Raw genomic sequence first — 18,946 nt, forward strand, 5'->3', positions numbered from 1 at the left:
TTATTTCTTTGTTGATTTGATGCGATTAGCACGACGAATACAAAACGCAGCATAGCCTGCGGCTAATACGACAGGTGCGATCCAAAGTAAATGAATTAAGCCTGATAGCGGATCACTGTGATCATGTCCTGAATGTGCTAAGACCATCGGGCTCGCTAAAGTAAGGGTTAAAGCGGTTAATGCTTTTTTGGTGGTGAGAGATTGCGTCATAAACGTCCTGTTTAATAATGATCATCAAATGATAATAGTTCTTATTTATATTTGATAATCATTCTTAAGTAAAGAAGTTTTTAGATAATGTTATATTACGTTGTTGATATGTTTATTTTGATCTACTTCAATCAAGTCCATGGTTTACATTTACGCTCACCAATCAACATGAGAAAATGAGCACTGCCACCATCCACCGTCACAGCAGCTACTCAAGATACCTACAAGCATGCAAACAACAAACGTCACCAGCATTGAAGACAAATTAAAACAACTAACGAGTATCTCGGAATTATTACACTTTTTTGATATTGGTTTCGACAGCGGCTTGATGCATGAATGGCAAGATGACCTACTTAAGCGCTTTAACGGTTATGTGATATTAACAAAACCGCAAGACTGGTTTGATTATCGCCGCTGCTTAAAGAATGCCTATTGTAAAATTCAACGCGGTCGCTTAGATCGAAGCAACAAAACCCGCTCAGCTTGCCGTGGTTGTACTTCTTGTGAAAGGCGTTAGCCTGTTTGCTAGGACTTAACAAACACTAATAACCGATTATTCGCGGGCATAGCGTGATCATCCCTTAATATCAAACCCTGTTGATTGGCAAGCTGGCTAATCGCTTCAATATCGCGGATACCACGCTCAACATCGATATTCTTCAACCACACGTCAAAATCAGCATTACTTTGACTGGTAAATTGTCCCTGATAATTAAACGGGCCATAAATACACAGTTTCCCACCTGATGACAAATGCTCACCAACCCCTTGAAAGAAATTTTTAACTAAAGGCCAGCTAACAATATGTAAGGTATTCGCAGTAAAAATACCATCCACGTTGCCAATCGGCCAAGGCTGGTTTAAATCTAATAATATAGGGCGTTGTAAATTAGCCAAGGACACACTGTCTAGCCAACTGTGTATACCAGCATGATTACAGGCTAAATCGCTGGTTTGCCAAGTGAGATGTGGTAGTTGAGCCGCAAAATACACCGCATGTTGCGCACTTCCCGTGCCAATTTCCAATATTCGCTGGGGTTGAGGAAACTCGCCAGTGAGTGCAGTTAAAATAGCTTGTTTATTATTTTCACAAGATTGTGAGAAAGGTTTTGTCATATTTCACCTGTATCCGTTGTCCGTTACCATGATTACTCGCATTAACAGTTTAACTGATAATCAAGATGATAAAAGGTTATCTCAAGCTATACTTTACTAGTAGAAAGCAGCTAATGAGTGGAGCGAATCATGTTTTTTAAACATAGAGGCAATAACGATATGATAGAGGTGATAGGACAAGATGATCTTACTAATCTATTTCATAATACCGTATTAGGTCGTTATCAGGTTGGTGAAGAACAGCAAGACCCTGAATCATTTAATAAATCAGATTTGCTTTTCCTATCAGGCGAAGAACTGCCACGTTGCTGGACCGATCCTCATTACCGAGAACATGAACATGAACATTAATGTAAACGGGAACGGGAACGTCCTGTTCCCAAAGTAGGCTGTTCACCACTAACACCGCAGCCACCGGCATCACTGAACCAAGGTTAAATTGATCCTTTGCGCCCATTAAGGATGCTGCTAGCGACACAAACCCACCACCGATCAGCGATACCACAATAACAAGTCGCGCCAATAACGGTGAAAATATCACCCCCATGCTCACTAAGCTATTGCAGCACGACAATTACACCCAAAATCCATTCAGCATTATTTACCGTAAATAGTGCTATTAAACAATATTAACGTTCCTTTTCAGGTTTATGGCTACCGAAAATTAGAATTTATATTAAACTCATTAAAGTAGGGTGAGTTATCAGTTCGACACGGTGACAGCACTCACCAAGGAGTATGATATGAATAATAGTGATCTCATCTTTATCGCATTTTCCATTATTACCTTGATCAATGTCGCACGGGCGGTATCCTCGTTACGTTGCTTATTATATCGAATGAAAGATATTGATCCGCTACTTTACCAACGTGTTAATGGACGCGTGTTTTTTAATACTGAGGGCAATTACAGCAAACAAATGCAACTATTTCATTACATTCGCCGTAATGAACATTTGCATCATTTTGACGAATATTTTATTTATCGTTGCAACAAGGTAAAAAAAATATTTACCTTGGCCAGTTATCTCGTTGCTGTCAATATTCTCCTCATTCCGGCATTAATGTACCTCGATTTATAATAGCGATACATTAACTATAAAATGCTGAATAACCTTCGCCGCGAGTATGCTTAAAAGTCTATTTTTATGCCTAAAGAGAATCGTAAGTTATCCTGCTGATACTGAAAATACCAATCAAACTAATCCGACCAGTTAGTCTATGTTCGAAAATAACGCTTTGATCGCTGAAATAGAAAATTCAACAGTAATATAATAAATCGTACGACTGTTTAAATTTATAATTCAAATGAATTGCAGTTAAATGATCACAACACAACTTAATGGAATAGGAAGAATTATATGTTATCGAATTCTGCTGTAGAAAAAATCGAATTGAATGGAATCAATTGTATTGCTGATTTAATACAAGACACATGTGAAGAATATGCGAATAAACCTGCTTATACCTGTTTAGGTAAAACCCTTACCTTTAAAGAGATTGATCAACTCTCTGCTGCCTTTGCATCTTATTTACAAAACCATACCGACCTAAAGCCCGGTGATAAGATTGCGATCCAATTACCAAGCATCACCCAATTTCCGATTGTTGCTTATGGTGCAACTCGCGCAGGATTAGTATTAGTCAATACCAACCCGCTATATACCCCAAGAGAGATGTTACATCAATTTAACAACTCTGAAGCCACTGCATTAGTTATCTTATCTGACCTACTACCCGTAGCAGAGAAAGTACTACCTGATACCAATATCAAGACAGTTATTACTACCCACGCAGCAGACTTACTCGCGCCACAAGATCAAGGCTCTACGCAACTAGACACAATTTCATTACTGGATGCTATTGCACTCGGTAAAAATAACCCTTACGTACCCGTTGCTTGCCACATTGATGATTTAGCCGTTTTACAATACACCGGCGGTACCACAGGTTTATCAAAAGGCGCAATGCTGAGCCACCGCAATGTATTAAGTAATACCATTCAAACCAAGAATCGTTTAGCCAACGAGATCGCAGAAGGCGAAGAAATACTGATATCGCCATTACCGCTGTATCATATTTATGCATTTAATATCACCTTATTGCTGTACTTCAGTACAGGTGCTCACACTGTATTAATTCCCAATCCGCGTGATATGCCAAACTTTGTAAACGCCATCAAAGACGTGAAATTCACTGCTATTTCAGGACTAAATACCTTATTTGTTGGTTTATGTACCCTGCCTAAATTTAAAGCATTAGATTTCAGCCATTTAAAAATAACAACCTCGGGTGGCACCGCTCTCACCAGCTCAACGGCCAAGATATGGAAAGAAGTGACTGGCTGCGATATTTGTGAAGGTTATGGCTTATCTGAAACATCGCCAGTTGTTACTTTCAATCGCCCAGGAGAAACCTTAGTCGGCTCTATTGGTGCAGCCTTACCTGGCACTGAGATTAAGCTACTTGATGACAATAATAATGAAGTCGCCGCAGGTCAATCTGGTGAATTGTCTGTTCGCGGTCCACAAGTGATGCAAGGTTACTGGCGTAGTGAAGCAGCAACCACCGAAGTCATGACTGATGATGGTTTCTTCAAAACAGGTGATATTGCAGAACAATTAGACAATGGTTATTACAAAATTGTTGATCGTAAAAAAGACATGATCATCGTATCTGGTTTTAATGTTTATCCTAATGAAGTTGAAGAGATCTTATCAAATCATACGGGTATTTTAGAAGCCGCCGTGATTGGTGTACCACTAGAAAAAACCGGTGAAGCCGTTAAAGCCTTTATTGTCAAATCTAAAGACAACCAAGACCTTAAAGAACAAGATGTCATTTCTCACTGTAAAGAATTTTTAACTGCCTACAAAGTGCCGAAGCAAATTGTGTTTATAAATGAATTACCAAAAACAGCGGTTGGCAAAATTCTACGTCGCGAACTGCGTACTGTTTAGTTAACAATTAACAAGGTACTGTAGTTAACAAGCTCTAGTTTAATGTAAGCACTCGACATCAGTTTGAGTGCTTAAATGTCACCACAAACAACGCCCCACCCATTTCACTCGTTTTAATTTCGATTTTCCCTTTCATGGTCTTAACCGCCGTATTCACAATCGCTAAACCTAAACCAAAACCACCCGTTTGCCGACTTCGACTGTTATCTAAACGGGTAAACGCATCTAATACTTGCTCACGTTGCAGTGGGCTAATCCCATCGCCATCATCTTCGACAATAATACAGCAACAATCTGCATGCTTTTTAAGCGTGAGTTTAACGCGTGAGTCTGCGTATAAGCAGGCATTCTTGACGAGATTATCAATAATCAGCTGAAGATAGCGCGGATTACCATCCACACTCACCAAATCAATGCTAGATGAAATGCAGACATGTGGGTATTGGCGCTTAAATTCATTTTCACGTGACGTCATCAACCCGCTTAAATCAATGGTCTTATTTATTGACGATGGATTATGTTCAATCGTTTGCAACATCAGAATATCATTAGCCAAAGCTTCCATTTCGACTGCATAACGACTTAAATCACGATGTAATTCTGCCGTATACTCGCTATGTTCTTCATCACTTAATAAACCCATTACCAATTGAATTCGCGTTAATGGTGTACGAAGTTCATGCGCAATTGCATTCGCCATTACACGTTGTTGGTGCTGTGAATACTGCAACGATTCAGCCATTTTATTAAAACTTGCCGCCATTTGATGCAAAGGAGCGGGGATTTTATCATTGACTCGGGTATCTAGTTCCCCCTTTGCCAGCGCTAAACTAGCAGCACTTAACCGATAGACATGATTGGATATATTTCTAACGGTCGAATACAGCACTAAAGCGATACTTAAAAAGATAAAACCTAATAAAAATAATTCAGCATAATCATCTTCCCAATCTTCAGGCCCGTCTATCGGGTACATAGTTTCAGAACTATCAATGATGAGCAATAGTCCATCATTATGCGGAAGGACCACGGCAAGACGCTCATCTTCCTCATCATGTTGGTATACAAATACCCCCCACTTGCCTATTCCAGCAGGTAACGGGGGATAATTTTTATTGGGTTCTATATCAACCACATCCAATAACTCATGTTGTTGATGATAGAGTAATGCTTGCTTCATCGAGATATTTTCAATGGTAAAGCCAGTAAATCGGCTCAATAGATCAACTTCCATATTCCAGCGTTCGGTATCTTCGACAAAATCATCAAGTAACTTGGCCGCAAAACTCGCATCATGGACAAATGTAATATCATCAAGGTTCTCGTAGTAATAATCCATCGACATACTAACAAGGACAATACTGCCAATGATCACGGCGGTAACACTGATATACAGCTTGAAAAAAAGCGTATTCGGCGAATTTTCACGGATGAACTTCTTCAGTTTTGGAAACTGATCATTGTTTAACAAACAGATAACCCTTACAACGAATTGTTTTGATAATTTGGTACGGTGCTACATCATCTTTTATCTTTTTACGTAAACTTGATAAGCGCATATCCAATGCTCTATCTAGACCATCAAATTCAACACCTTTCAGTGCGCGATAACACTCATCACGACTGACGATCGTCCCTGCTTGTTTGGCTAAATATGCTAACATTTCATATTCTGCACCCGTTAAGATGATCTCTTCGTCATCACGCTTCACCAATCGCTTCAAGGTATCTATGGTTAAACTGCCAGTATGATTCAGCGCACTATTGTGGTTCTTAGTTCTATTCTCACGACGCAAAAATGCTTCGATATGCGATAATAAAATGTGTGGTCGCAGCGGTTTGTGTAAATAACCGTCAGCGCCCGTATCTAACGCTGCAATTTCGGATATTTCTTCACTGCAAGCGGTGAGCATGATAATAGGCCCGCTATAGTGCTCACGACTTTGCTTACATACTTCGATACCGTTCAAGCCTGGCATCATAATATCTAATACCACTAGGTCTGGTTGCAACCGGATGATGTCAGAGAGTCCATCAATGCCATTATTACTGAGCGATACTTGGTATCCTTTACTGCTTAAAAACATGTCAAGAAGGCGACAAATCTCTAAATCATCTTCAACAATTAAAATGTGTTTTTGGTCATCTTCCAACATGTTCAACGAAACCTTATGTCATTATAAATAAGTAAAATACAGGGCGACCAAGTGTTTAAGCGCTCGGTAAATTTAGCTCACTGTCATTAAATTCAATTTTCTGAATATTCATCAATTTATCCGTACCATTGCGGTTATTGACCTTATCTTGTATCAAGAACCCCATACCATCAGGATTAACGTCAAACTCAGATTGTAAACCATCAACTTTATACGTGTTTACGCCGCCTTTACCATCAATTTTGTTATCCCCTTGATTACCCATCAAGAAGTTATTTTGGCTATTGCCTGAGATATGGCTGTTATTGGTACCCGTTAAACGTACAGACTGCAAATATTGTGATTTGGCGGTATAACTTAATGCCGCGTCATAATCCAGATAGAAAGTACTACCCGCTGCAAAACTAGGGTCGATATCCATGGTCGTTGGAATATATTCAGGTAAGAATTCAGCAATAATTTTCTGTCCGTTGCTGTCACGCGCCGTTTGTAATGCACGTGAATTGCCCGTGTAACCATCCATACCCACGGGTAATCGTGCCCACATACCATAATATGCTTCAACTGTGGCGGCAAAATATTCATGAGAAACACTATTGCCCGTTTCCAAGTCACCTTCAGCACGCCACTCTGCTAGTTGGTCCACTTCTGGGTTCCACACTTTATTTGTTAACGCGACCTCAGCTTGGTCCGCAATTTTCTTTTGCAATGATGCCATCGCAGGTGCTATACCTTGCGCTTGAGTCAAGTGTAATACTTCTTCAAAGGTTGCATCACGCGCAGATGATGGCGCAGCCAAGTAGCGGCTATCACCTTCTACAAAAATTTCGGTCGCGTATAAATCCTGACCAAACTCCGCTATTTTACTATTACCAAACTCCCCTTCCATGGCTTGCTCTGAGGCTGGTTCATCATTAAAAATAAATAATGACGCCCCTCTATTACCCATACTGTTTGCGACCAGTGTTTTCTTTACTGTCGCGGTATCGGTTAAATAAAACTCAAGTGTATTTCGAGCTTTAAGTAATTGTGCTAAAGATACCTTTGATTGAGCGAAAATATGAATCGCTTTACCATTGGGTGCTGTAACCCAAGTATAGCGATCAAATAAATCAGTAGCCGCTTGGCCAAACTGACTTGGCACAGCAAACACGTTAGCCTGTTCGTTGGCTGTCATCTCGCGTGTTGCAATGTCGTACTTGGCAATGTCTGCTGCACTCATCCAGTGAATATTATTAGCACTCGCTGCATTTAGCGTATACCAGTAAAAACTTGGATCAAAGCCAATTTTATTATAATACGTTAAATAACGTTGATGCTCAGGATGACTCGTCGGTAAGTTTTTACCTTCTGTACCACTCCCGTCCGCCCAAGAATGTACACCGATTCGAGCACTCGGATCAACAATACGCTCTACACCAGCAAGGAAAAAATCGGTTCCACCCGAAGCGATCATGGCATCGGCAGGTAGCATGGTTTTTAAATTTTTACTGCGTACTAACAATGACGCTTTTAAGTTCGCTTCATCATCTCTAGAACCGGGCACTTGCACCATCACAATCGTATCGACCTGTGGGTTTGCAGCGGTCATCGTATTTAACTGTGCAACAATATCGCTATTAATCTCGCCATTCATATAGGCTTTATTACCATAAACGGTGAATAACGGTGTTTTACCGCCCGAACTTGTTGGTGAACCACTGTCATCTGAGCTATTGCAGCCAGTCAATAATAACCCTAACAATACTGTGATACTAACGAATTTATTCATATGAATTCCTTTGCTCTATGACGTATAAATAACAACGCCATCATATAAAACGAAACATAAGCTTTCCGTCTCTAATTTGTCAGTTTTGTAAGCTTTGTAAGAGGTAATCAAGCCGCAAGTCGATATTTTTGCAAACTACTGTAATTTTATCAGTGTTCCTCGACTTAATATCTATACAGATTTAATAATTGCGCTAAAATACATGCTAATAACCTTGGCTTTAAATCGTGCTTGCAGAAACAGTAAGCACGCTTCAGATAAGAGTAAACATGCTTTCAGATAAGAGTAAAAAAGCTATTCGTGATGTTTATCAAAACATCCGTGATTCACTACCTGACTTCGTAGTCCGACGATCACAAAATATCCTTGTAGCTGAAATGGCAAAAACCCTCGCCGGTAATTTTGATAAAAACCGCCGTTTGATTATTGCTGAAGCAGGAACAGGCACAGGTAAATCATTGGCTTATTTGATTGCAGGGATCCCACTCGCTACCGAAGCGAAACAGACGTTAGTCATATCGACTGCGACGATCGCCTTGCAAGAGCAGTTATTGCACAAAGAGTTACCTTTCTTTCGCCGTCAATCTGGACTGAAATTTGAGTTTGCCTTAGTAAAAGGTCGCCAACGTTATTGCTGTGAACAAAAACTGGCGATGCTTGCCCAAGCTGACGATCAAATGGAACTGCTTGCTGACTTAGCGACGATACCGAAAAAACGTGATTTACAATTGTTCAAGCGCTTGTTTACTGCTTATGCGGCAGGAAAATGGAAAGGTGATATCGATAGCTGGCCCACTCAGATCCCCGATGATATCTGGCAATTAATCGTTTCTGATCGTCATAGTTGCAGTAAATCATTTAGTGCACACCGTAACTGTCCGTTTCATAAAGCGCGTGAAGCCTTAGACCAGTGTGATGTGCTCATTGTTAACCACGCATTATTACTGGCCGATTTAGAGCTCGGAGGCGGTATTATTTTACCCAAGCCTGAAGACTGCTATTACGTACTTGATGAAGCCCATCACTTACCGCGCATTACGCGAGACTTCTCGTCAGCACATGCGTCAGTGTTAGGTGCGAAAGCTTGGTTACAAACCATGGCGGTAGCAATGCGCCAACTCACCCAAGCCATTGCGTCAAGTGAGATATCTGATCCAGTCACCAAACTACTCAGCTCAATCAATAGCATTAATAAAGAGCTTACCAAGATCCACAGTTTAATGGCGGCCAATGACAACCAATTTAGCAACGATTCATGGCGATTTACCAATGGTGAACTACCTGAAGCATTAGCTGAATTAGCGGCAAACATGAATCATGAAACCAAACGCGGTGTTAGCCAAACAGCTAAAATTATTGATATTTTGGCTGAACAGTTAAAGCAAGATCAGTTACCGCAAGCGAAAGCGAACAAACTCATTGCCGAGGTTGGTTTCTACTTACAGCGTATCGAAAATCTCCATCAAGTGTGGAACATGCTGATTAAAGAAACCAAAGGTACACCACTGGCTAAATGGGTTGAGAAAAGCGGCAGCCGCCAAGACGATCATGTCTTTGCTGCGAGCTTGATTGATGTGGACAGCAAGCTAGAACACATGTTGTGGTCGCAATGTGGCGCAGCGATCTTGACCTCTGCAACACTAACCTCACTCGGTAACTTTAATTATTTCCGCCGTCAAGTGGGGTTATTGAATGATGAATCTACCCAACATCTGCAACTCGACTCACCGTTTGACTTTGAACAAGCAGAGCTGTATATCCCTAACTTAGCACTGGCACCAAATGAACCAGGCTTTACTGAATTATTAGGTGAAAAACTCCCTAGCTTGTTGCCAGACAAAAAAGCCTCATTGGTGTTGTTTAGCTCGTATCGTCAAATGAACCAAGTAGCAGAAATTATCCGTAGTACCACTAATCTCGAGCTATTGGTACAAAAAGAAAGTTCACGCAGCGAGCAATTAAAAAAACACGCCGAAAATGTCAAAGCCAATAAAACCAGTATCTTATTTGGTACTAGCAGCTTATCTGAAGGGCTTGATTTACCCGGTGACCTACTCACCAATTTAATTATCACTAAGATCCCATTCTCAGTACCCACCTCGCCAGTAGAGGAAGCGCAGTCAGAATGGATCACCAAATCGGGCGGTAATCCGTTTATGCAAGTGTCGGTACCCGAAGCCAGTAAAAAATTAATCCAATCTTGTGGCCGATTGCTGAGAAAAGAGAAAGATTCTGGTAGAATCACGCTACTTGATCGTCGAGTTGTTAGTAAACGCTATGGACCAGCATTACTTAATTCGCTTCCCCCTTATAAAAGAAATATAGAATTTTGATATTAGAACTTGGTTTAGAACCTTCGGTTTTTATAATTTTATGCAGCGTTGCACTGGTTGCAGGTTTCATCGACGCTATTGCTGGCGGCGGCGGGTTATTAACAGTGCCCGCATTACTCAGTGCAGGTCTACCGCCACACCTTGCATTAGGTACCAATAAATTGGCTGCCAGTTTTGGTTCATGCGCTGCGGCAATCACCTTCTATAAGAAGCGTTTGTTTAACCCCAAATTTTGGTGGCGATCATTTGTATTCACAGCCATTGGGGCAATATGCGGAACCCTAGTCGTTAACGTCATCAGCACAGCTTGGTTAGACAAGTTATTACCGGTAATTATTATCTTTACGGCTATCTACTCTATCTTTAGCAAAACCCAAGAACATACTGGTGAAACCTTACCCGATGATAATCCCGCGCTGCATAAGAAACAGGGCTTACAGGGTTATATTATAGGTTTCTATGACGGTGTAGCAGGGCCAGGTACAGGTGCATTTTGGACCGTATCAACGATGGCGTTGTACAAACTCAATATTCTGTTTGCTTCGGGCGTTGCTAAAGCAATGAATTTTACCAGTAACTTTACCTCACTACTGACTTTTATTTATCTTGGTCATATCAATTGGTATCTGGGTTTAAGTATGGGGGTGTGTATTATGGTTGGCGCCATTGCAGGTGCACATACCGCTATTCATTTTGGTGCTAAATTCATTCGCCCATTATTTATTACAGTGGTGATCATTATCGCTTGTAAACTGGCTTATCAAGCATGGCTACAATAAACCGTCAGCAGCAACAGCTAAACCAACTCGCTCAGCGTATTCAACAGCTGAATGCGTTGAGTAAGCAAGTCAACTCGAATCACACCGCTACGATCAACTATAAATTACGTGATCGCGCCTTGTTCTATCCGGGGTTATTCATCAATAAAAATCACGATATTCATCAATACGTGGCCGAATTAGAAAAAAGTATGATCCGTTTGCAGCACTATTTTGATAAAAGGTTTGATAAGAGTTTTGATAAAAGCTTTGATAACAATGTGGATAAACAAGCAGACAGCGCTAAACCATCAATATCATCGTCAAACGATACGCTATCAATAGAAACAGTATTATTAGAAAAGGTGGCGCATCAATTTAGAGCGATTAACGGCGTATTACAACAGTGTCATTTTAGACGTGGTGAAGTAAAAGAAGAACCGAAGAATTACGATATTCTCGCGAAAAAATTATTGCAGAAATCACACTATTTATATCAAAAACTAGCACAACAAATAGACTATGAACGCCGTTTGCAAGCAATGATAGATCAGCAAAGCGACCCAGTTCAATTACAGCAAACGAAACAAAGGTTACAACGTTGTCAGGCCGCTACAGCAAAAGTCCGCCAACAATTACAACGCTATGAACAAAAGAAAGACCTTAGCTAGTTTAGCTCTAGTGCTAGAAGCAAACCAATTAAATAAGTTACTAAAATAATGAAGGATTCTTTATCATGTCGCTAGAAAACGCGCCGAAACATATAAAACTAGCAGTCGATCTCATCCAATTACTGGAAGAAAACCAGATGCCGACAGAAACAGTCGTGAAAGCATTAGCTATCGCACAACAAGACTTCCAACGTAAACTTGAAGCTGAAGCCAGCTAACAGCTATTAATAAGCGCAATTAACAACAGCAGTCCTACTTTTCGATGGTGATGGCGTAATCGCCAGCCACCAGCTCTTCAATAAACGTCGATGGTTTGTCTTCATTACACAGTAAATATACTTGCTGACGCGCGCGCGTTAACGCAACATAAAACAGTCGGCGTTCTTCAGCATCAGGAAAACCTGAGGGTTCAGGTTGTAGTATTAACGCAAATGGATGACGACGTTTATGACAAGGGAAACCATGCTCTCCCGCTTCCATTGCTAACACGATGACATTATCGGCTTCCTGCCCTTTCGCACTGTGCACCGTCATTGATTTTATATCTAACTGCGGATATTGTGTGGATAATGCCGTCAACGTCTTGCTATCAGGTAACTGAAAATTAAAACGAGCCAGTAAGAGCACCGATTGTTGTTGGCCTGCGCCTTTATTTACACCTTTATTAGCCGCCGCTAATTGGGTTAATTTCTTTTCTAGCCATAATGTCGCTGCATCATCTTGCTTGTTGCTACTTTTATGATCGTTACTAAGCTGATAATAACTGACCTGGATACAGGCTTTCTTGGCTTGGATATGCGTGGTTATCTGTTTATGCATTTGCTCTGGATTCGCCATCACAAACTTACTGGCAACCGCACTGATCTGATCGTTGAAGCGAAACGTGGTATCAAGTGGTAGTGTACTGGTGATACCAAAATAATCACTGAAACGCGTTGTCACCGCAATATCACTACCTGCAAATTGATAAATAGCCTGCCAATCATCACCAACACAGAATAGCTTACTGTCATCGACCTGGGTTTGTAAGTGTCTAACTAAGGTTGCGCGCGCCTGCGAAATATCCTGAAACTCGTCAACGAGAATATGTAACCAAGGAGAGCTGAATTGACCATCACACACATAATCACTTGCTTTAGTGATCATGCCATCAAAATCTATCTCATTGTTTTCATCTAAATCATGCTGGTAATGTGCAAGCAGAATCGCCACAATCTCATGTGTTAATGCGGCGAAGTCGGTATCAGGTGACGCATTTGATTTTTGCTCAGATGTTACCGTTAAGGTATTTTTATACTGCATAGTCAATTCTACCAGCTGACTTAACAGTTTTTTATAACCGCCCTTACCTGCTAATAACCGCTTCACCTCGGCGTCATGTTTATCATCAGGCAGTTTGCCTAACCAAGCGACATACGCGTAACAATACTCGCTAAACAAGGCATTAAAGTCTTTATCGAGTAACAGTGTGGTGATGATTTGTTTGAAAAACTGCTGTTTGGCACTGTCACTACTGGCTAATTTACTGACTTGCGGCCTTTCATTATCCACCTGCTTAATAATATCTAACGCTAAGGCATGGAAGGTTTTCACGGTTATCTTGGCATTGGGTAAGCGCTCGGCAAGTCTTGTCTTCATCTCTTGGGCAGCATCTTTGGCAAACGCTAAAATCAGGATTGAATCGGCTGTTGCTTGCTGCGACTCTAATAAATAAGCACAGCGCCCAAGCATTACACTCGTTTTCCCACACCCAGCGCCCGCTAACACCAAGTTTGCATCATTAGCGACAATGCAGGCATCACGTTGTTTCTCTGTCAGTGGGTGGCGTTCAAGGCCATCAAACAAGCTTTTATAACGTTGCTTGTGCTTATTCATCACTGCTTGGTTATATTTATCTAAATTTTCGACCTGACTTTGTTGCCAAAAACGTAAACGTGCTAAAGGTAATTTAAGTGCTGCAGGGACTTTGTTAATTGTCGGTAATATTTCCAACCAATCAGCCCAAGGTGCTAGCTGGGTTTGTAAAAATATCCATTTTGAATAGGGTATATAGCCCCGCTCTATCACCTGTGTAAGCTGCTGATATAATTCGAGGATATCTGCTTCTTTCCCCGTTAATGCATAGAAATACAAATCATCAATAAGTCCAGCAACCTCCGTCTTGGCAATACCATTTAACCGCACCCGTTGATTTTCCCAAGACACCACTAAGGTATCAAAAAATGATCCTCGGTAATGTTTCAGCCGTGGCTCAAATGTCGCCCAAGTATAGTGATAAATTTGTTGCTGTTTAGTGGTAAACACAGCACCTTCAGGACGAAACGATAAGGTGCGACAATTGGCCCCTAATAGTTGTGCTAAGGTAGAAAAAGAATAGTCAGGCAATGCGGATAAACTCAATAAAAAACCGTAGGGAAAACATAGCACAAACCCCCGTATTATTTAACTCATGAGGTTAATTTTATCACTAATTTGCAGTTTCTTTGACGACTTTAGTTAGATCTTCATCGGCGAGTCTTTCCGACAAGATTTTAGCTAAAGCCACAGTCATCGATAATAAGATATACAGGGGCCAAGTAAAACCTTGACTCAAAAATGTCCCCGCCACACAAAATGCTATCAACCCAGCAAAAATACCATCGTTACAAGTCACAATCGAATTACGTTCCTTAATCGGTAACAACCGGCACTCAACTTCAGTGCGCCACAACCGTCTAAATAACAGCATAATAAGGGTAATAAGCAGTCCGAATCCGACAAAGCCCGTTTCAGCTAAAACTTGAAACCAAGTACTATGGGCAGCATGGTTTTTACCATCCCAATACGGACTAAATAAATAATAATTAAGATAGAAATTATTGATGCCTACGCCCGTAAAGGGATTCTCTACAGCCATACCCCATGCTGCCATCCACGCATAAATACGGCCCATTGCGGATTCATCAACCCCACTTGACCCACGGTCGGAAACACCCGCCATCACGAATAAAATAGGCAGCAATATCACGCCACCAGCCAATACGTATACCTTGTTTTTGATGCGCTTAAACGCAAAATAGCCCGTTACCGCCATGATCCCCATTAACCCACCGCGACTTTCCGTGGCAATAATGGCCCAAAGTAAAATAACAGACACGACCGCTAATAATACGCGGTGTATTTTACCTATGCTCGGTTGCAGTAAATTAGATAAGGTAAACGACATGGGGAACATCAGCACGAGCGACAAATCATTCGGATCACCAATTATCGACCCTATATTTCGAGAAATAGTGACCCGCGTCCCTTCAACAAGCCCAATGCCTTCGAGCTTATTGCTAATTGCTTTTAATCCAATAATTGCGCCAGCGACCACATATAAATAAGTGGCAATACGAAAGTGATGGATACTGCGTACCAGCCAACAGATCGCGATCGTCATCACCCATACTTTACTTAACACGCCACTGAAGATGTTAAACGCGGCCTCTTTATTATAAGCAAACATCATCCCAAACATCGCCCAGCCTAGAAATAGACAGACCAATGTCAGCTCTATCGACCAGTAAGCTTTGATATTATTGCTTAAGAAAATATGCCAGCCCAATACAAAAAATGACGTTAACGAAAATGCCAAAGGAATATGTAGCGGGATCAGTATCGGAAAGGCTTCATGAATACGAAAATAGGAAAAAATAATAAAGGTAATGACAATATAAAATGGGATCCTTAACAACCCAATTAACACCAGCGGCGTGACCACAAACACCACAGGAACTAACCACACTTTGGTCTTATACCATAATAGACCAACCACAAGGGTTAGTATCAAACTTAATAGTATTTGTAAACGCGGGGTAAAGTGGCTGAAATCTATCATTAAACATCCCTGCTTATTGATCTAATAACCTAAGTAAAGCAGGGATATACAAAAGTGAGGTTAGCACCGCAGAAAAACAATGTTTATTTTGATCAGGTTAGAAGTGACTAGCCAATTTCATGAACCCTTACACAGGCTGGGCTAACGTTTTTGGTCACTACTATCGTAACGACAGGATGCAAGTAATAACTTCACATTCAGCACTTCACTTCAACTTTTATCGCCTAATATTATGTATACTTATCGTTAAATGGGTTATGTAATAAATGTTAAAAAAAGCACCTGTTGATTCACCTAAAAATATAATATATTTAACGATTTATATTTCATTAATTTATATATATTATATTTTCATTATTGTAGATTCGAAGTATTTAGGCATCGACTTAAACTATGAAAATGTAAAATACATTATTGGCGTTGCACTTAAAGCCAGTATTAGCACTGTTTTCATTTTAATCATATCTTCAATTTTCAAATCAAAATATATAAATTTATTGTTATTTATTATTATTAGTGCCATTTCATCAATAATTCTATTCGTTAGTATTCAATATGGTCGCTTTGAACTTGGTAGTTATACCAGCATCATGGAAACAAATCCTAAAGAAAGCATCGAAATGTTTTACACTTTTGATATCCCATTAGTTGTATTCCTACAATTTATTATAACGCCGGTTATTTTATTTAGAATAAACCAATATTCATTCGGTTTAAAAATAAATTCAATGCTAATTGCCACTCTAATTTTATTAATTGCGTTATCGTCTTCACAAGCTAAGAACAACTTAATACTCACTGTTTCTGCAACAGGAGAAGTGGTGCGAACCCCTATGAGTAGAGCCTATTACATATTATTTAATATGCCGTTATTAAAGCCAATTCCCTTAGCACAATCATATTCACAATTGAAAAAAATTGAAAATAGCCCAATCACAGTAGAATGGACAAATATCGCAGTTGCAAACTCATCCAACCGCAAAAATTATGTGGTTATTATTGGTGAGTCGGTACAAAAATCATCTTTATTTTCATACGGATATCATAGAAAAACGACTAAATCTCTAAAAGAAACAAATGGTATGACGCTAATTTCAGATCCTGTTGCGCCGGCTCCCCAAACTGGTATGGCCTTAAGCAGAGTTTTAGCCATCAATAATAAGCTCAATATTAATAACAACTTAAACATTATCGACTTAGCCAATATTTCTGGTTTCAATACATTCTGGTTTTCTAATCAAGGTCAGATTGGGGTATATGATAGCCCCATCACTAATATTGCGAAAAGAACAAATTTAACCATATTTCACAATCAGAATTATCAACAAGCAAATTCTGATTTAGTGTTAATCGAGGATTTAGCAACGCATTTAGATGGTAATTCAAATAATATATACTTTCTTCATATGATTGGTTCTCATTTCGACTTTTGTGAAAGAACAAAAAACGCAATAAAATTAGAAGATGCTTATAGAGCACAATTGAACAATGACCAAAACTGTTATGATGATAGTATCCTAAACACGAGCATATTCATCAATAAAGTAGTTTCGCGGCTCAAATCGACGTCTTTAGATTATGAAGTCATCTATTTTTCAGACCACGGGTTAGTGGATATAGAAAGAAAACCATATAAATCACATGGTGTGGGGAATTTATTTCAGAGAAAAGCACTTGAAGTACCCCTTATATTTATTTCAAGTAGCAAAACCAACAGTGACGTTCAAAATACCACATATTACATGAGAGATTTCCCACATACTTTCGCAGAATGGTTAGGCGTTACTGCAACACAAATTGATTATACTAAATCTGTTTTCCACCCAGGCATTAAGCAAGAAAAATATGCAGTGAATGACTCTTCAGAAATAATATACTTTACCAAATAGCTATATTTAAACATAAACGCTCAGTGAAACGAGGTCATATACCCAAGCGACTTCAAGATGCACAATCAGTAAACCAAAAGCTGAGGGTATTCAAGGCATGACGTCGAGGATTTACCGTTTTAATAAACGATGACATTTATTATTGACCTTCAACAAAAACACTGAATAAAGCGAAGCGATTGTCATAAACAATAAACACAATATAATGGTTATTAATTCATTGTTTATCCCACGGGCCATGCTTTCCCAAGGCGTTCTTAAGAAGCCATTAACCAAAAATAACGGCATTGAGATCGAGCCAAAAAACATACATGTTTTGAACACCAAACTGCCCTCTTCAATGTGTTTCAATATAAAACTAAAAACAAAGAGCAAGATAATACAAAAAAAGAAATGACTAACTAAGAAGGCATATTCATTAAAATTGCCTGCGGCGAATGCGGCAATTGAAATACCAAACAACCAATTTGGTAAGTTTACCGGCTTATCTTGCGCTAAATAAATCCCTAAACACAATACCGGCATGTGACCAATAACGGTAATGAACACACTGACATCACTATATAAATAACCGTTAGTCAGCAACGAAATAGTTATACAGACTAAGCTAATAGCGATTAAAAATACATTTCCAAACCGCTTGAACATAGCCAGTATAAATGGAAAGATTAAGTAAAATTGAAAGATAAACGATAGAAACCACCAGGGTCCAACTAACGATAGACCTTGATTAGGATAAAAGTTATATAACAGAGATAATTTTAAAATAAGTGGTTTTGAAAGAGGGACAAACCATTCAGCAAACCCCATACCATTATAAACAACATTAAAAGTAAACATAAAAATAAAGTATGACACGATTGCGAGTAAAAACATCGGATAAATTTTTACAACGCGATCGGTAATAAATTTTATATATAACAGCTTATTTTCATTTTTAGCATATTTTTTCATTAAGCCATAAGCACTTAAAAAGATAAATATCTGCACGCCAAAATGGCCGAAATAGCTAAATAGTGCACGAATAATACCAGCGGGCTCAGTGAATAAAATATCAAATAAATTGAACACTTTTCCCGACGTAAATTCCATTTCATTTTCGCTTGGGGTAGGAAAACGATGCATGAAATTATGAATAGCAATCATTAAGATACCCAACCCTTTTAAAATGTTCGAATCTACCTTAGTAATGCCATTCCAAATCATATGCTGATCCCTTT

Annotated in this window: 17 protein-coding genes; 9 read left to right on the forward strand and 8 right to left on the reverse strand. The window is 39.6% G+C overall.

All coding sequences use genetic code 11. The features are described from left to right. Nucleotides 1-210 carry a hypothetical protein gene (locus HRT96_RS00985; protein ID WP_006031412.1) on the reverse strand — a complete coding sequence of 70 codons (210 nt, stop codon included), beginning with the start codon at nucleotides 208-210 and terminating at the stop codon, nucleotides 1-3. A gap of 229 nt (nucleotides 211-439) precedes the next feature. Between HRT96_RS00985 and HRT96_RS00990 the strand changes: the two genes are divergently transcribed. Then, nucleotides 440-730 carry a nitrogen fixation protein NifW gene (locus HRT96_RS00990; protein WP_293150912.1) on the forward strand — a complete coding sequence of 97 codons (291 nt, stop codon included), beginning with the start codon at nucleotides 440-442 and terminating at the stop codon, nucleotides 728-730. 8 nt (nucleotides 731-738) lie between these two features. On the opposite strand, the gene HRT96_RS00995 is transcribed toward HRT96_RS00990, so the two are convergent. After that, nucleotides 739-1,329: a DUF938 domain-containing protein gene (locus HRT96_RS00995; protein ID WP_293150914.1), complete on the reverse strand. Its 591-nt coding sequence runs from the start codon at nucleotides 1,327-1,329 to the stop codon at nucleotides 739-741. Between the two features lie 129 nt (nucleotides 1,330-1,458). Between HRT96_RS00995 and HRT96_RS01000 the strand changes: the two genes are divergently transcribed. The 3 genes from HRT96_RS01000 (at nucleotide 1,459) to HRT96_RS01010 (ending at nucleotide 4,289) form a co-directional block, all read left to right on the forward strand. After that, nucleotides 1,459-1,680: an acetyltransferase gene (locus tag HRT96_RS01000; RefSeq protein ID WP_293150917.1), complete on the forward strand. Its 222-nt coding sequence runs from the start codon at nucleotides 1,459-1,461 to the stop codon at nucleotides 1,678-1,680. A gap of 392 nt (nucleotides 1,681-2,072) precedes the next feature. Further along, nucleotides 2,073-2,411 (forward strand): universal stress protein UspB, encoded by a 339-nt coding sequence (locus HRT96_RS01005; RefSeq protein WP_293137104.1) that lies wholly within the window; start codon nucleotides 2,073-2,075, stop codon nucleotides 2,409-2,411. Nucleotides 2,412-2,690: 279 nt separating this feature from the next. Then, on the forward strand, nucleotides 2,691-4,289 hold the full coding sequence (locus HRT96_RS01010; RefSeq protein ID WP_293150920.1) for an AMP-binding protein: 1,599 nt from the start codon (nucleotides 2,691-2,693) through the stop codon (nucleotides 4,287-4,289). A 58-nt stretch (nucleotides 4,290-4,347) separates the two neighbouring features. Here the strand turns inward: HRT96_RS01010 and HRT96_RS01015 are convergent, their stop codons facing one another. Genes HRT96_RS01015 through HRT96_RS01025 form a run of 3 tightly spaced genes read right to left on the reverse strand, consistent with a single transcriptional unit; the run spans nucleotide 4,348 to nucleotide 8,216 of the window. Further along, nucleotides 4,348-5,760: an ATP-binding protein gene (locus HRT96_RS01015; RefSeq protein ID WP_293150923.1), complete on the reverse strand. Its 1,413-nt coding sequence runs from the start codon at nucleotides 5,758-5,760 to the stop codon at nucleotides 4,348-4,350. Continuing rightward, nucleotides 5,747-6,445 carry a response regulator transcription factor gene (locus tag HRT96_RS01020; RefSeq protein ID WP_293150926.1) on the reverse strand — a complete coding sequence of 233 codons (699 nt, stop codon included), beginning with the start codon at nucleotides 6,443-6,445 and terminating at the stop codon, nucleotides 5,747-5,749. Before HRT96_RS01020 ends, HRT96_RS01015 begins: the two co-directional genes overlap by 14 nt. A 55-nt stretch (nucleotides 6,446-6,500) precedes the next feature. Next, nucleotides 6,501-8,216, reverse strand: coding sequence for a hypothetical protein (locus tag HRT96_RS01025; protein WP_293150929.1), 1,716 nt, complete (start codon nucleotides 8,214-8,216; stop codon nucleotides 6,501-6,503). Nucleotides 8,217-8,485: 269 nt separating this feature from the next. Here HRT96_RS01025 and dinG point away from each other — a divergent pair, with 269 nt between their 5' ends. From dinG to rsmS, 4 genes are all read left to right on the forward strand, one after another. After that, entirely contained in the window at nucleotides 8,486-10,549 is a 2,064-nt protein-coding gene (gene dinG, locus HRT96_RS01030) for an ATP-dependent DNA helicase DinG (RefSeq protein ID WP_293150932.1), read from the forward strand. After that, nucleotides 10,549-11,328 (forward strand): TSUP family transporter, encoded by a 780-nt coding sequence (locus HRT96_RS01035; RefSeq protein ID WP_293151375.1) that lies wholly within the window; start codon nucleotides 10,549-10,551, stop codon nucleotides 11,326-11,328. The genes dinG and HRT96_RS01035 overlap by 1 nt, the downstream gene beginning before the upstream one ends. After that, the gene (gene priC, locus HRT96_RS01040) at nucleotides 11,316-11,978 is read left to right on the forward strand and encodes a primosomal replication protein PriC (protein WP_293150935.1); all 663 of its coding nucleotides are present in this window, start codon (nucleotides 11,316-11,318) and stop codon (nucleotides 11,976-11,978) included. Before HRT96_RS01035 ends, priC begins: the two co-directional genes overlap by 13 nt. 65 nt (nucleotides 11,979-12,043) lie before the next feature. Further along, entirely contained in the window at nucleotides 12,044-12,196 is a 153-nt protein-coding gene (gene rsmS, locus HRT96_RS01045) for a pleiotropic regulatory protein RsmS (RefSeq protein WP_293150938.1), read from the forward strand. Nucleotides 12,197-12,230: 34 nt separating this feature from the next. Here rsmS and HRT96_RS01050 read toward each other — a convergent pair whose 3' ends face one another. Beyond that, nucleotides 12,231-14,378 (reverse strand): UvrD-helicase domain-containing protein, encoded by a 2,148-nt coding sequence (locus HRT96_RS01050; RefSeq protein ID WP_293150941.1) that lies wholly within the window; start codon nucleotides 14,376-14,378, stop codon nucleotides 12,231-12,233. A gap of 67 nt (nucleotides 14,379-14,445) precedes the next feature. Then, nucleotides 14,446-15,837, reverse strand: a complete 1,392-nt coding sequence (locus HRT96_RS01055) for an O-antigen ligase family protein (protein ID WP_293150944.1) — start codon at nucleotides 15,835-15,837, stop codon at nucleotides 14,446-14,448. A gap of 266 nt (nucleotides 15,838-16,103) precedes the next feature. Here HRT96_RS01055 and HRT96_RS01060 point away from each other — a divergent pair, with 266 nt between their 5' ends. After that, nucleotides 16,104-17,726, forward strand: a complete 1,623-nt coding sequence (locus HRT96_RS01060; RefSeq protein ID WP_293150947.1) for a phosphoethanolamine transferase — start codon at nucleotides 16,104-16,106, stop codon at nucleotides 17,724-17,726. Between the two features lie 111 nt (nucleotides 17,727-17,837). Here HRT96_RS01060 and HRT96_RS01065 read toward each other — a convergent pair whose 3' ends face one another. Beyond that, nucleotides 17,838-18,932, reverse strand: a complete 1,095-nt coding sequence (locus HRT96_RS01065; protein ID WP_293150950.1) for an acyltransferase family protein — start codon at nucleotides 18,930-18,932, stop codon at nucleotides 17,838-17,840. Nucleotides 18,933-18,946: the final 14 nt, after the last annotated feature.

Origin of the sequence: Moritella sp., from assembly GCF_013215705.1 — a bacterium.
Lineage (GTDB): Bacteria > Pseudomonadota > Gammaproteobacteria > Enterobacterales > Moritellaceae > Moritella.

Excerpts from the sequence above, each read along its gene's own strand:
- HRT96_RS00985 (WP_006031412.1), bottom strand. The coding sequence starts at position 210 with ATGACGCAATCTCTCACCACCAAAAAAGCATTAACCGCTTTAACCCTT.
- HRT96_RS00990 (WP_293150912.1), top strand. The coding sequence starts at position 440 with ATGCAAACAACAAACGTCACCAGCATTGAAGACAAATTAAAACAACTA.
- HRT96_RS00995 (WP_293150914.1), bottom strand. The coding sequence starts at position 1,329 with ATGACAAAACCTTTCTCACAATCTTGTGAAAATAATAAACAAGCTATT.
- HRT96_RS01000 (WP_293150917.1), top strand. The coding sequence starts at position 1,459 with ATGTTTTTTAAACATAGAGGCAATAACGATATGATAGAGGTGATAGGA.
- HRT96_RS01005 (WP_293137104.1), top strand. The coding sequence starts at position 2,073 with ATGAATAATAGTGATCTCATCTTTATCGCATTTTCCATTATTACCTTG.
- HRT96_RS01010 (WP_293150920.1), top strand. The coding sequence starts at position 2,691 with ATGTTATCGAATTCTGCTGTAGAAAAAATCGAATTGAATGGAATCAAT.
- HRT96_RS01020 (WP_293150926.1), bottom strand. The coding sequence starts at position 6,445 with ATGTTGGAAGATGACCAAAAACACATTTTAATTGTTGAAGATGATTTA.
- HRT96_RS01025 (WP_293150929.1), bottom strand. The coding sequence starts at position 8,216 with ATGAATAAATTCGTTAGTATCACAGTATTGTTAGGGTTATTATTGACT.
- dinG (WP_293150932.1), top strand. The coding sequence starts at position 8,486 with ATGCTTTCAGATAAGAGTAAAAAAGCTATTCGTGATGTTTATCAAAAC.
- priC (WP_293150935.1), top strand. The coding sequence starts at position 11,316 with ATGGCTACAATAAACCGTCAGCAGCAACAGCTAAACCAACTCGCTCAG.
- rsmS (WP_293150938.1), top strand. The coding sequence starts at position 12,044 with ATGTCGCTAGAAAACGCGCCGAAACATATAAAACTAGCAGTCGATCTC.
- HRT96_RS01055 (WP_293150944.1), bottom strand. The coding sequence starts at position 15,837 with ATGATAGATTTCAGCCACTTTACCCCGCGTTTACAAATACTATTAAGT.
- HRT96_RS01060 (WP_293150947.1), top strand. The coding sequence starts at position 16,104 with ATGTTAAAAAAAGCACCTGTTGATTCACCTAAAAATATAATATATTTA.
- HRT96_RS01065 (WP_293150950.1), bottom strand. The coding sequence starts at position 18,932 with ATGATTTGGAATGGCATTACTAAGGTAGATTCGAACATTTTAAAAGGG.